Source organism: Spirillospora sp. NPDC046719, from assembly GCF_040645715.1.
In the GTDB taxonomy this organism is placed as follows: Bacteria; Actinomycetota; Actinomycetes; order Streptosporangiales; family Streptosporangiaceae; genus Spirillospora.
Window position 1 is genome coordinate 1 of record NZ_JBEYYT010000281.1, and the last position, 12,613, is coordinate 12,613.

The 12,613-nt window shown below is 73.7% G+C and carries 13 protein-coding genes; 7 read left to right on the forward strand and 6 right to left on the reverse strand.

Annotated features, from left to right (window positions below):
- Positions 1-562: LysR family substrate-binding domain-containing protein (locus ABZ914_RS34570; protein WP_500198416.1), on the forward strand; the 562-nt coding region annotated here is incomplete at its 5' end.
- 68 nt (positions 563-630) lie between these two features.
- On the forward strand, positions 631-915 hold the full coding sequence (locus ABZ914_RS34575; RefSeq protein WP_500198417.1) for a YciI family protein: 285 nt from the start codon (positions 631-633) through the stop codon (positions 913-915).
- Here the strand turns inward: ABZ914_RS34575 and ABZ914_RS34580 are convergent.
- Both ABZ914_RS34580 and ABZ914_RS34585 read right to left on the reverse strand, forming a co-directional pair.
- Entirely contained in the window at positions 905-1,624 is a 720-nt protein-coding gene (locus ABZ914_RS34580; RefSeq protein ID WP_500198419.1) for an HAD family hydrolase, read from the reverse strand. The genes ABZ914_RS34575 and ABZ914_RS34580 overlap by 11 nt on opposite strands.
- On the reverse strand, positions 1,621-2,220 hold the full coding sequence (locus tag ABZ914_RS34585) for a TetR/AcrR family transcriptional regulator (RefSeq protein WP_500198420.1): 600 nt from the start codon (positions 2,218-2,220) through the stop codon (positions 1,621-1,623). Before ABZ914_RS34585 ends, ABZ914_RS34580 begins: the two co-directional genes overlap by 4 nt.
- A gap of 84 nt (positions 2,221-2,304) precedes the next feature.
- On the opposite strand from ABZ914_RS34585, the gene ABZ914_RS34590 reads away from it, so the two are divergent.
- From ABZ914_RS34590 to ABZ914_RS34600, 3 genes are all read left to right on the forward strand, one after another.
- The gene (locus ABZ914_RS34590) at positions 2,305-3,096 is read left to right on the forward strand and encodes an SDR family NAD(P)-dependent oxidoreductase (protein WP_500198422.1); all 792 of its coding nucleotides are present in this window, start codon (positions 2,305-2,307) and stop codon (positions 3,094-3,096) included.
- A gap of 88 nt (positions 3,097-3,184) precedes the next feature.
- Complete coding sequence (locus ABZ914_RS34595) at positions 3,185-3,850, forward strand: hypothetical protein (RefSeq protein ID WP_500198423.1); 666 nt, start codon at positions 3,185-3,187, stop codon at positions 3,848-3,850.
- Complete coding sequence (locus tag ABZ914_RS34600; protein WP_500198424.1) at positions 3,847-4,734, forward strand: nucleotidyl transferase AbiEii/AbiGii toxin family protein; 888 nt, start codon at positions 3,847-3,849, stop codon at positions 4,732-4,734. Before ABZ914_RS34595 ends, ABZ914_RS34600 begins: the two co-directional genes overlap by 4 nt.
- A gap of 129 nt (positions 4,735-4,863) precedes the next feature.
- On the opposite strand, the gene ABZ914_RS34605 is transcribed toward ABZ914_RS34600, so the two are convergent.
- Positions 4,864-6,699 carry a glycosyl hydrolase family 18 protein gene (locus ABZ914_RS34605; protein ID WP_500198426.1) on the reverse strand — a complete coding sequence of 612 codons (1,836 nt, stop codon included), beginning with the start codon at positions 6,697-6,699 and terminating at the stop codon, positions 4,864-4,866.
- Between the two features lie 205 nt (positions 6,700-6,904).
- On the reverse strand, positions 6,905-7,384 hold the full coding sequence (locus ABZ914_RS34610; protein WP_500198427.1) for a MarR family winged helix-turn-helix transcriptional regulator: 480 nt from the start codon (positions 7,382-7,384) through the stop codon (positions 6,905-6,907).
- A gap of 61 nt (positions 7,385-7,445) precedes the next feature.
- Here ABZ914_RS34610 and ABZ914_RS34615 point away from each other — a divergent pair, with 61 nt between their 5' ends.
- Positions 7,446-7,859 carry a cupin domain-containing protein gene (locus tag ABZ914_RS34615; RefSeq protein WP_500198428.1) on the forward strand — a complete coding sequence of 138 codons (414 nt, stop codon included), beginning with the start codon at positions 7,446-7,448 and terminating at the stop codon, positions 7,857-7,859.
- A 79-nt stretch (positions 7,860-7,938) separates the two neighbouring features.
- On the opposite strand, the gene ABZ914_RS34620 is transcribed toward ABZ914_RS34615, so the two are convergent.
- Together ABZ914_RS34620 and ABZ914_RS34625 are read right to left on the reverse strand one after the other, a co-directional pair.
- A complete protein-coding gene (locus ABZ914_RS34620; RefSeq protein ID WP_151546181.1) occupies positions 7,939-8,583 on the reverse strand; it encodes a LuxR C-terminal-related transcriptional regulator in 645 nt (214 codons plus the stop codon).
- Positions 8,547-9,872 (reverse strand): sensor histidine kinase, encoded by a 1,326-nt coding sequence (locus ABZ914_RS34625; RefSeq protein ID WP_500198429.1) that lies wholly within the window; start codon positions 9,870-9,872, stop codon positions 8,547-8,549. The genes ABZ914_RS34620 and ABZ914_RS34625 overlap by 37 nt, the downstream gene beginning before the upstream one ends.
- 257 nt (positions 9,873-10,129) lie before the next feature.
- Between ABZ914_RS34625 and ABZ914_RS34630 the strand changes: the two genes are divergently transcribed.
- On the forward strand, positions 10,130-12,613 hold a 2,484-nt coding region (locus ABZ914_RS34630), incomplete at its 3' end, for a Tex family protein (RefSeq protein WP_500198430.1).

Sequence of the window (12,613 nt, forward strand, 5' to 3'; positions counted from 1 at the left end):
CGTCCCGCGCCGCCGCGCCGAGCCGTCCGGGCAGGTCGGGCGGGACGCCGGGGTCCGGCCGGTGTACGAGGACGCCGCGACCGACCGCCAGCTCGCCGCGCTCCGCCGCCGCGAGCTGGACCTCGCCGTGGTGACGCTGCCCGCCGACCTCGCCGGGCTGGCGTCCGAGACCGTCCACGACGAGCCGCTCGGCGTCCTGATGGGGGACGGCCACCGGCTCGCCGCGCGGGACGCGGTCGCGTGGCGCGACCTGGCGGGGGAGCGGCTGCTGTGGTTCGACCGCGGGCTCGCGTCCGGCTACCACGACGCGGTGCTCGGCGCATGCCGCGCCGCGGGCTGGGACCCGGAGACCCGCGTCTCCACGGCGCGGCGCGCGGTGGCCCGCGCCGAGCTGACCTCGGGGGAGCCGGTCGTCGCGCTGCGTCCCGCGTGGGCGGCGGAACCCGGGCTCGTGTGGCGGCCGCTCGCCGGGGACGCGCCGCGCCTGAGGTTCGCGCTCGCCTGGCGCCGTGACGCGGGTCACGCGTACGCCGAGGCGATCGCCCGCCGTCTGCGGCGTTAGGCGGGACCTCACCCGCCCTAGGCGGCGCCTCGTGGACGGGACGGCGCGGCGCGGCGTTCACTGCCGGCATGTTCCTGTTGCTGCTGCACTACGACGACGGCGTCCTCGACGAGCTGGACGCGCTGATCCCCGAGCACTACGCGTACGTCGACCGGCACATGAGGGCCGGGACGTTCCTGCTCACCGCCCGCCGGGACCCGCGCGTCGGCGGGGTGATCCTCGCGGCCGGCACGGACCGCGCCCGCGTCGAGGAGATCACCGCCGAGGACCCGTTCCTGCGCACCGGACGCGTCCGCTACGAGGTCATCGCGATCGAGCCGACGCGCTCGGCGCTCGCCGGCATCACGGTGTGAGCAGGCCGGGCAGCTCGTCCAGGGACGTGATGCGGGGCACGTCCAGGCCGTCCGGGACGGGGCCGGCGGAGCGGTCGAGCCAGACGCCCGCCAGCCCGGCGGACGCCGCGCCCCGCGCGTCCACGTCCAGCCGGTCGCCGACGTAGACGACGTCGCGGGCGGGCAGGCCGAGCCCGGCGCAGGCGACGCGGAAGATCTCCGGATGCGGCTTGGCCGCGCCGGTCTCGGCGGAGGTCACCAGGTACGCCAGCCGCTCCGCCAGCCCGATCCGCTCGATCTTCGCGCGCTGCTGCCCGGCGGCCCCGTTGGTGATCACGCCGAGCCGCAGGCCGCGCTCCGCCAGCGCCGCGACGGGACCGGGCGCGTCGGGGAACGGGCGCCACGCGGCCGCGTACCGTGCCGCGTATCCGCGGATCCACGCGTCGGCGCGCGCTTCGTCCCAGTCGCCGAGCCCCAGCTCGCGGGCCAGCGTGATGATCCGGATGCGCCGCTGCTCGGGGAACGTCAGCTCGCCCGCCAGGTACCGGTCGACCGAGGCGTCGACCAGCTCCAGCCAGCGCCGGACGAGCCGCTCGGGGTCCTCGTCGGGGAACGACGCGGTGATCGCCTCGGCCGCCGCGCCGGCGTGGTCGAGCAGCGTCCCGTCGAGATCGAACAGGACCGCCCGGGGCGACGGGGGGACCGCTCGCGGCGCCGGGCCGCCGGTCATGTGAAGATCCCGGCTTCGGCGAGGGCGCGCGCGGTCTCCACGACGGACGCGCGCCGGCGCGCGAGGGCGGCCTCGTCGTCGTCCTCGTCCAGGATGAGCCGCCGCAGCTGCGGCACGGCGAAGTTCCACACGACGAGACCGATGATGGTGAAGATCCGGTCCTGCGTGACGCGCGTGCCCTCCGCGCCGGCCGGTGCCCGCACGACTCCGGCGGCCTGGAACTCGCAGAGCCGGGCGCGGTAGTCCTCGCGGCGCTCCGGCTCGCCCTGGACGTCGTCGCCGCCCTCCAGGGCCTCCCACAGCAGCAGCCGGACCAGCTCCGGGTTCTGCCCGTACCAGTCGAACAGCCGGCCGATCCCCTCGGCGAAGTCGTCGCTGCGGAGGTCGGCGCCGTGGCAGACCTCGTCCACCTTGCACCGGACGACCTCGCCGAACAGCTTCTCCTTGCCGCCGAAGTAGAGGTAGATGGCCTGCTTGTTGGCGCGGGCCTTGAGCGCGATGCGCTCGATCCGGGCTCCCGCCAGCCCGTGCGCGGCGAACTCGGCCGTGGCGGCGTCGAAGATCCGCCGCCGGGTGGCCTCCGCGTCGTACGTCATGCCCTGAATTAAACCATCCGGTTGACTTCGGCGGCTCGCTGGGCCAGGGTAAACCAACCAGATGTTTTATTTGAGGAGAACGCGATGACCACCACCGAGGCGCCGATCCCGGTCCGCTCGCCGCTGCCGCAGGCCCTCGCCGGGCAGACCGCCGTCATCATCGGCGGGAGCTCCGGCATCGGCCTGGCCGCCGGCGCGATGCTGGCCTCGCTCGGCGCGCGGGTCGTGCTGACGGGCCGCGACAAGGCACGGCTGGACGCGGCCGTCGAGCACGCCCGCGCGGCGGGCCCGGACGCCGAGGTCCTGGGCGTGGCGGGCGACGCCGCCGACGACGCCGCGGTCGAGGAGACCTTCGAACGCGCCGGCACCGTGGACCACGTCCTGCTGACCGCCGGCAGCATCGCCGGCCCCGTGCCGATCACCGAGGTCACCCGGGACGGCGCCCGCCAGGCGTTCGAGGGGCGGCTGTGGACCGCGCTCGCCGCCGCGCGGGCGGCGGTGCCGAGGATGAACGCGGGCGGGTCGATCACGCTGACGTCCGGCGGCCTGGTGGTCCGGCCGCGGCCGGGCATGACGCTGCTCTCGGCCGTCGGCGGCGTCGAGACCCTCACCCGCGCCCTGGCCGTGGAGCTGGCACCGCGCCGGCTCCGCGCGAACACCGTCCGCTACGGGATGTTCGACACCCCGCTGGCGCGCGGCGTGATGGGCGCCGGCGCCGGCGGGGCCGGGGACGACGCCGTCGCGGAGGCGGGCCGGCAGACCCCGCTCGGCCGCCTCGGGACGGCGGACGAGGCCGCGGCCGCCGTGCTGTTCCTTATGGCGAACCCGTACATGACGGGGGAGATCCTCACGATCGACGGCGGCCAGGACCTCTAGGGCCGGCGCCGACGTCACGGCGAGCCGGGAGACCGGCGATCCGGAAAACCGGTGGGCCCCGCGGTGGCCGGTTTGCGACCATTCGGGGGTGGACTTCGCCGGAGACTTCGAGACGCACGTGACCGTCCGCCCCGCGGCCGCCGGGGCGGTCGCGGGGTGGGCGGTCGCGCGCGGCCTGAAGTTCGTCCACATCGTCCTGGAGCGCGGCCGGGTGGCGTCGCAGCCGATGCTCACGCTGCGCACCCGCGGCACGCTGGACGACGCCCTCGCCGACGCCGCCCGGACCACCGCCGACCTGCGCGCGGACGGGTTCGAGGTGGCGCGGGTGAAGGTCGAGGCGGCGCCGTGGAACGCGGGCGTCCCCGCCGACGACGCCGACGCGCTCGGGCCCGCGTACTACTTCGAGCACCACCTCAAGCTGCTGCTGGAGCCCGGATTCGACGCGGGCGCGCTGGCCGGCGCCGCGCGCCCGCACGCCGCGCACCTGTCCCGCAACGCCCGGCGCGTCCGCGCCGACGGGCGGCAGGAGCGGTTCGTCACGCAGCGCTGCCGGTGCGTGGGCTCCCGCACGGCGGCCCGCCGACTGGACGCGCTGGCCGGCGCGCTGCGGGCGCGCGGCCACGAGATCGTCTCGGTGGAACGCGAGTTCGTCGTCCACGACGGCGACGCGTCGCTGGACGACGGCTGGATCGAGGAGCCCGCGCGGTTCGAGCGGTCAGAGGAGCTTGCGCGGTTCGAAGAGGAGACGCGATGACGGAGGACACACCGCTCCTGGGCATGGGGCCGCACGAGCCCACCCTGGAGGAGATCGCGCACGAGGGCGCGCTCGACCACGTCCTCGCGGCGATCTCCGGGTCGAGGTGGGGCGGGCATCTCGTCCTGCGCGGCAGCGCGCTGATGCGCGCCTGGTACGGGCGGGACGCCCGCATGCCGCACGACCTCGACTTCATCGTCGACTCCGAGGTGTGGAGGGACGACGAGTTCCAGACCGACGAGATCTTCGAGGACCTCTTCCTCGACGTCGAGTACGCGCCCCGGACCGACCTGATGGACGGCCTGCGCTTCGTCCCGAGCCGCGTCGAGCGGTCGTCGATCCACGCCTACGGCGCGCGGGAGACCATGGTCCGCGACCGGCCGGACGACCGCTGGGGCTTCCGGCTCACGCTGCCCTGGCACTGCGGCGGCGTGAGCGGGCAGGTCCAGGTCGACTTCGCGTTCGACGAGAAGCTGCACGTCCCGCCGTGCCGGACCGCCGTGCCCCGCCCGTCGGGGGACGCGCCGCTGCTCCTCAAGGCCGCCACGCCCGAGCAGTCGCTGTGCTGGAAGCTGCACTGGCTGTGGCTCGACTCGCGCCCGCTGTCCAAGGACCTGTACGACGTGTGGCTGCTCAGGAACGTCCGGCCCTCGCCGTCGCTGCTGGACAGGACGACCGGGCTGGACGACGCGGCGTCCATCATCGGCACCCGCTGGCTCCACGCCGAGCTCGCCCGCTGGGACGGGCTCGACTGGACGGGGTTCCGCGCCGAGCATCCGATGGTCCGCGGTACGGCACGGGACTACCTGAAGGCCGTCGAGGACGACCTGGTGCGCCCCCTGTTCGACCGGGAGGCGCCGGCCCCGCCCGCACGGCCGGCGTGACGGCGTGGGCCCGGCGCGAGGCACCGGCGCATGGAAGGGCCCCTGACCGGCGTCCGGTTTCGGTCAGGGGCCCGTCGGGCTCGGCCGCGCTTCAGAGGGCGCTGGGAGGGCGCGCCCCGGGGAGCCGCGTCAGCCGAGGCCGTTCTTGATGGCGGCGATCAGCTCGCCGCCCGTCGTGTCGCCGCTCAGCTCCCAGAAGAAGGCGCCGCCGAGGCCCTGCCCCTTGGCGTAGGCCATCTTCCCGCCGATGGTGGACGGGGTGTCGTAGCTCCACCATTCGCTGCCGCACTTGGCGTAGGCGGTCCCGGCGACGGTGCCGGTCGCGGGGCACTTGCCCTTGAGGACCTTGTAGTCCTCGATGCCCGCCTCGTAGGTGCCGGGCGCGGCGCCGGTCGCGGTGCCGCCCGGTTCGGACTGGGTGACGCCCGTCCAGCCGCGCCCGTAGAAGCCGATGCCGATCAGCAGCTTGCCCGCCGGCACTCCCTTGGCCTTGAGCTTGGCGATGGTGTCGCTGGTGTTGAAGCCCGCATGTGGGATGCCGGGGTAGGACGTCAGCGGTGAGTGCGGCGCCGTCGGTCCCTGCGCGTCCCACGCGCCGAAGTAGTCGTAGGTCATCGGGTTGAACCAGTCGACGTACTGGGCGGCGCCCGCGTAGTCGGTGACGTCCATCTTGCCGCCGTCGCTGGCGTCGGCGGTGATCGCTGCGGTGACGAGGCTGCTCGACCCGAACTTCGCGCGCAGCGCGGCCATCAGCTTCTTGAACGCGTCCGGGCCGCTGGTGTCGCAGGAGAGCCCGCAGGCGTTCGGGTACTCCCAGTCGATGTCGATGCCGTCGAAGACGTCCGCCCAGCGCGGGTCCTTCACCAGGTTGTAGCAGGAGTCGGCGAACGCGGCGGGGTTCGCGGCGGCCTGCCCGAAGCCGCCGGACCAGGTCCAGCCGCCGAACGACCAGAGGATCTTCAGGTTCGGGTACTTCTTCTTCAGCTTGCGGAGCTGGTTGAAGCTGCCCGCGACGGGCTGGTCCCAGGTGTCGGCGACGCCGTCGACGCTGTTGGCGGCGGTGTAGGTCTGCTGGTAGTCGGCGTAGGCGTCGCCGATGGCGCACTGGCCGTTGGTGACGTTGCCGAACGCGTAGTTGAGGTGGGTGAGCTTGGCGGCGGACCCGCTGGTGTCGATGTTCTTCACGTAGTAGGCGCGCTGGTAGACGCCCCAGTCGGTGAAGTAGCCGACGACCTTGTTCCCGCTGCCGCCGGGGTCGCCGCCCCCGCCGTCGTCGGTGGTGACCGACACGGCGGCGGACGCGGCGGACACGTTGCCGGCGGCGTCGCGCGCCTTGACGGTGAAGCTGTAGGCGGTCTTGGGGGACAGGCCGGAGACGGTCGCGCTCGTGCCGGTGACCGTGGCCGCTTTGGTGGAGCCGTTGTAGACGTCGTAGCCGGTGACGCCGACGTTGTCGGTCGACGCGTTCCAGGCCAGCGAGACGCTCGTGGCGGTCTTGGACGTCGAGCGCAGGTTCGCGGGAGCGGTGGGAGCCTGCGTGTCCTGCTGCGGGGTGCCCGAGCCGTCGCAGGCGGCGCCGTTGACGGTGCAGCCGGTGAGCCAGCCGCCGCCGGTGCCGTCGAAGCCGAAGCTCGTGCTCGCGCCGGCGGCGACCGTCCCGTTCCAGCCGGCGTTGGTGAACGTGTAGTGGGTGCCGGAGACGGTCTTCGTCGCGTTCCACACCGTGGTGATGGACGTGCCGGACGGCAGGTCGCCCTCGACCTTCCAGCCGCTGATCGCGGCGCCCGTCCCGTTGGTGATCGTGCAGTTGCCCTCGAAGCCGGTGCCCCAGTCCGAGGTCTTGGCGCACGTCGCGGTGACGGTCCCGGCGGCCGGCGCGGGTGGCGCCGTGAGCAGGGCCGTCGCGAGTGCGAGGGTGGCCGCGGTGGCGAGCGCGACGGTTCGCCTTCCGCCCGGTCTGGACATGATTCTCCGTTCGTCCGTCCCCCGAACCAACAGGAATCCCCGCTCTTCTCTTAGGAAAGTTTCCTAAGAAATTGAGGCGATGGTAACCACGCCGACAGGGCCGTTCAAGCCCTTCCGGACGGCCGGGGCGGCCGGGCGGCGCTGGTCTGGGCGCCTGCCTGGGGACGTACGGGACGGACGTGTGGAGAAAGACCGGAACGAGGATTCAGGCCGTCCCGAACCAGCCCGGCACATCCAGCCGCCACAGCTCCGCCGGCGTCATCGCCCGCAGGGCGTCCTCCAGGGCGCGCACCCGGTCGGCGCCGAGCCGCCGGACCCAGTCGGCCCGGATCCGATCGAAGATCCGCGCGGACCGGGCCAGCGCGTCGGTGCCGTGCGGGGTCAGCCGGACGATCTTGCGCCGCGCGTCCGCCGGATCGGCGGTGCGCTCGACGTACCCGATCCGCTCCAGCGACTCGACCATCTTGCCCGCGGCCTGCTTGGACACGCCGAGCCGGCGGCCGAGTTCGACGGCGGTGGTGCCGTCCGGGCCGATCGCCTGGAAGACGAAGCCGTGCATCGGCCGCATGTCGGGATGGCCGTCGCGGGCCAGCTCGGCGTGCAGCTCATCGATGATCACCTGGAAGGCCAGCAGCAGCCTGAGCGGCAGCTCGAAGCCGGGCGGGTCCGGGGGCGCGCTTGACATGAAAGACAACCTCGTTGACTATATAGACAACCACATTGACCAATTTACGGGACGGGGAGCCATGACCCTGCTGCGCAACGCCGACAACCGCCGCACCGAGACGCCGAACGGCGTGATGACCACCCTCGCCACGCCCGCCCAGGGCGGCACCGAGGGGATCGCCGTCTGGCGCGTCGACTGGACCCCCGGCAGGACCGGTCCGCTGCACGCCTTCGACACCGAGCAGGTGTGGACGTTCCTCGACGGCGCCGCCACCATCGACCTCGACGGGCGGAAGATGGAGGCCGGGCCCGGGGACACCGTCGTCCTGCCCGCCGGACTGCCCCGCCAGATGACCGCGGACGAGGGCTTCACCGCCGTCGTCGCCGCCCACGCAGGCTGCCTGGCCTACGACCCGGACGCCGTCGTGGACGACGCCAAGTGCGAGCTCGCGCCGCAGGGCGACGAGCGGATCGTCCCGCCGTGGGCCCGCTGAGGAGCGCCCGGCCGCCGACGGACGCTCCGCCGCCGAGAAACGCCCGGCCGCCGGCGAGCACTCGGCCGCCGAGGAACGCTCAGCCGCCGAGATAGGCCAGGACCGCGAGCACGCGGCGGTTGTCGTCCTCCGACGGCGGCAGCCCGAGCTTGCCGAAGATGTTGTTCGTGTGCTTGCTGATCGCCTTCTCGGTCACGAACAGCTTCGCGGCGATCGCCGCGTTCGAGCGGCCCTCGGCCATCAGCCCGAGCACCTCGCGCTCGCGGGGGGTCAGCTGCTGCAGCGGCTCCTCGCGGGCGTGCCGGGTCAGCAGCTGCGCCACCACGTCCGGATCGAGCGCGGTGCCGCCGTCCGCGACCCGCCGCACCGCCTCCACGAACTGCTTGACGTCCGACACCCGGTCCTTCAGCAGGTAGCCGATGCCGCCCGAGCTGTCCGACAGCAGCTCCCGCGCGTACAGCTGCTCCACGTGCTGCGACAGCACCAGCACCGGCAGCCCCGGCACCTGCTTGCGCGCCTCCAGCGCCGCCCGCAGCCCCTCGTCGGTGAACGTCGGCGGCAGCCGGACGTCCACCACCGCGACGTCCGGCCGGTGCGCGGTCAGCGCCCGCAGCAGCGACGGCCCGTTGTCCACCGCCTCCACGACCTCGAATCCGAACGCTCCGAGCAGCCTGATCAGGCCGTCTCTCAGGAGGGCGAGGTCCTCGGCGATGACAACGCGCACGGCAGCTCCAGGGTCACGACGGTCGGCCCGCCGGGCGGGCTCGTCACGGCCATCGTCCCATCGAAGGCCGCGAGCCTGCGCTCGATCCCGCGCATGCCGCTCCCCCCAGCGGGGTCCGCGCCGCCCGTCCCGTCGTCCCCGATGATCATAATCAGCCGGTCGCCGGTGTGCTCGATCTGGAGCCACGCCCGCCGCGCCCCGGAGTGCTTGACCACGTTCGCCAGCATCTCCGCGACCGCGAAGTACGCCGCCGACTCCACCGGCGCCTCGAGCCTTCCCGGACCGGCCGCCCCCGGCCCGCCTCCCGCGCGCCCGGACAGGTCGATGTGCACGTCCACGGGCAGCGGCAGGGTCAGCGCGAGCGCCCGCACCGCGCCGTCGAGCCCGCGTTCGGCCAGCACCGGCGGGTGGATCCCGCGGACCAGGTCGCGCAGCTCCGTCAGCGCCGTCCCGCTCGACTCGCGCGCCTCGGCGAGCAGCTTCTGCGCCATCTCCGGATCGTGCTTCAGCATCTCCTCGGCCAGCCCGATGTTCATGCTCAGCGCCACCAGCCGGGCCTGCGCGCCGTCGTGCAGGTCCCGCTCGATGCGGCGCAGCTCCGCGGCGGAGGCGTCCACCGCCTCCGACCGCGTCTCGGCGAGCTGCTCGACCCGGGCCGCCAGCGCGTTGCGCGTCGGCGCCAGCAGCGACTGGGAGAACAGCGCGTGCGCCTTCAGGAAGAAAGGCCCCACCGGCCAGGACGCCGCGAACAGCACCGCACCCAGCACGACCGACCCGACGATCCCTGCCACGCCCCAGTCCTCCAGCGGCCAGAACGGGCCCCACCCGTAGCCGCCGACCTTCGCCAGCGCCGGCGCGAGGAACACGCCTTCCAGTCCGTACACCGCCAGGCCGCCCGCGAGCACCCCGAGCACGAGCGCGACCGGCACGTTGAGGATCGTCCACAACAGGTCGCGCCAGGACGCGGGGTCGCTCAGCAGCCACCTCAACCGCCGCCACGGCCCGACCGGACCCGCGGGCTCCGGCCGGTACGGGACGGGGATCCGCACCCCGGACCACTCGGCCGCCCACGTCCGCTGCTGGTCGGTGACCGCCCGGATCGCCTGGAAAACCGTCGGCGCCAGGACGACGCCGACGCCCAGCGGGATGAACGCGATCGACAGCACCGCCAGGATGAACAGCGGCAGGTTCACCGTGAACGCCACCACGATCTGGGCGACCGCCCGGAACAGGCCGGGGAGCAGGCGGGTTCGGGCGCCGCGTCCGTACTCGCGCAGTAGCTCGCTCACCGGGTCCTCCAAGGAATCGCCATAGCGGTGGATCTCCACCATTGTGGTCGAGCGCGGTCCAGGGCTCGGTGGTGCTAGACCCACTCTTCCCCGGCCGGTCGGGTGGTGCTGGGCCTACCGTCATACGAGCGGTGACAAGACAAGCGGCCCCGATCCCTGGACAATGCACAGGCGACACCCAGGGGAGAAAGCGAATCCAAGCTGTGACAGCGACCATCAGCCAGACGTCCGCCGGCCACGAGGGCGCCGAGCCCTCGATCCGGCCCATCACCGAGCGCATCGCCGAGGAGATCGGCGTCCGCGAGGGCCAGGTGCGGGTCGCGGTGGACCTGCTCGACGGCGGGGCGACCGTCCCGTTCATCGCCCGCTACCGCAAGGAGGCGACCGGCGCGCTCGACGACGCGCAGCTGCGCGCGCTGGAGGAGCGGCTGCGCTACCTGCGCGAGCTGGACGAGCGCCGCGCCGCGATCCTGGAGTCGATCGAGTCGCAGGGCAAGCTCACCGCCGAGCTGCGCGCGCAGATCACGGCGGCCGACTCCAAGGCCCGCCTGGAGGACATCTACCTCCCGTACAAGCCGAAGCGGCGCACCAAGGCGCAGATCGCCCGCGAGGCCGGCCTCGAACCGCTCGCCGAACTGCTGCTGGACGACCCGTCCCGCGACCCGCAGGCCGAGGCCGCCGCCTACGTGGACGGCGAGAAGGGCGTCGCCGACACCGCCGCCGCGCTGGAGGGCGCGCGCGCCATCCTCGTCGAGCGGTTCGCCGAGGACGCCGACCTCATGGGCGCCCTCCGCGAGCGCATGTGGAACCAGGGCCGCATGGTGTCCCGGGTCCGCGACGGCAAGCAGGGGGCCGGCGCGAAGTTCGCCGACTACTTCGAGTTCGCCGAGCCGTTCGCCAAGCTGCCCTCCCACCGCGTCCTCGCGCTGTTCCGCGGCGAGAAGGAGGAGGTCCTCGACCTCGACCTGGAGCCGGAGGAGGAACCCGAGGACCCGTCCGCCCGCAGCTCCTACGAGGCGGAGATCGCGCGCCGCTTCGGCATCGCCGACCAGGGCCGCCCGGCCGACAAGTGGCTGGCCGACGCCGTCCGCTGGGCGTGGCGCACCCGCATCCTCGTGCACCTCGGCATCGACCTGCGCACCCGGCTGCGGCAGGAGGCCGAGGACGAGGCCGTCCGGGTGTTCGCCGCGAACCTGCGCGACCTGCTGCTCGCCGCGCCCGCCGGGACCCGCGCCACCATGGGCCTGGACCCGGGCCTGCGCACCGGCGTGAAGGTCGCGGTCGTCGACGCCACCGGCAAGGTCGTCGCCACCGACACCATCTACCCGCACGAGCCGCGGCGGAAGTGGGACGAGTCGATCGAGACCCTGGCGAAGCTGGCCCGCGAGCACAAGGTGGACCTGGTCTCCATCGGCAACGGCACCGCGTCCCGCGAGACCGACAAGCTCGCCGCCGACCTGATCGCCCGGTACCCCGACCTCGAGCTCACCAAGATCATGGTGTCGGAGGCGGGCGCGTCGGTGTACTCGGCGTCGGAGTACGCGGGCCGCGAGCTGCCCGGCATGGACGTCTCGCTGCGCGGCGCGGTGTCCATCGCCCGCCGCCTCCAGGACCCGCTCGCCGAACTCGTCAAGATCGACCCGAAGTCGATCGGCGTCGGCCAGTACCAGCACGACGTGTCCGAGGTGAAGCTGTCCCGCTCCCTCGACGCCGTCGTCGAGGACTGCGTGAACGCGGTCGGCGTGGACGTCAACACCGCGTCCGCGCCGCTGCTCACCCGCGTGTCCGGCATCGGCGAGGGCCTCGCGGACAACATCGTCGCCCACCGCGACGCCAACGGCCCGTTCCGCAGCCGGTCCGGCCTCAAGGACGTCCCGCGGCTCGGCCCGAAGGCGTTCGAGCAGTGCGCGGGCTTCCTGCGGATCCCCGGCGGCGACGACCCGCTGGACGCGTCCAGCGTGCACCCCGAGTCGTACCCGGTCGTCCGCCGCATCCTGGAGGCCGCCGGCAGCGACATCAAGGGCCTCATCGGCAACACCGCCGTGCTGCGCTCGCTCAAGCCCGCCGAGTTCGTCGACGACACCTTCGGCCTGCCGACCGTCACCGACATCCTCGCCGAGCTGGAGAAGCCCGGCCGCGACCCGCGCCCGGCGTTCAGGACGGCGACGTTCAAGGAGGGCGTCGACAAGATCTCCGACCTCGAACCCGGGATGCTGCTGGAGGGCGTCGTCACCAACGTCGCCGCGTTCGGCGCGTTCGTCGACGTCGGCGTCCACCAGGACGGGCTCGTCCACATCTCCGCGATGTCGGACAGGTACGTCGAGGACCCGCGCGAGGTCGTCAAGCCGGGCGACATCGTCCGGGTGAAGGTGCTGGACGTCGACCTGCAGCGCAAGCGGATCTCGCTGACCCTGCGGCTGGACGACGAGCCGGGCCGCGACCAGCGGGGCGGCCGCGGCGGCGAGCCCCGCGACCGCGACCAGCGCCGGCCCGGACGCGGCGGCGGCCAGGGCGGTCAGGCGGGCCAGGGCGGAGGCCGCGGCGGCCAGGGCGGCGGACGCAACCAGGGCGGACGCGGCCAGGCCGGGCGCAACCAGGGCCAGCGACAGGGCCAAGGCCAGGGCCAGCGACAGGGCCAGCGGCAGGGACAAGGCCAAGGGCAGGGCCAAGGGCAGGGCCAGGGCGGCGGGCGCGGCCGCTCCGGGCAGGGCGGTTTCTCCGGCGGCGGCGCCATGGCGGAC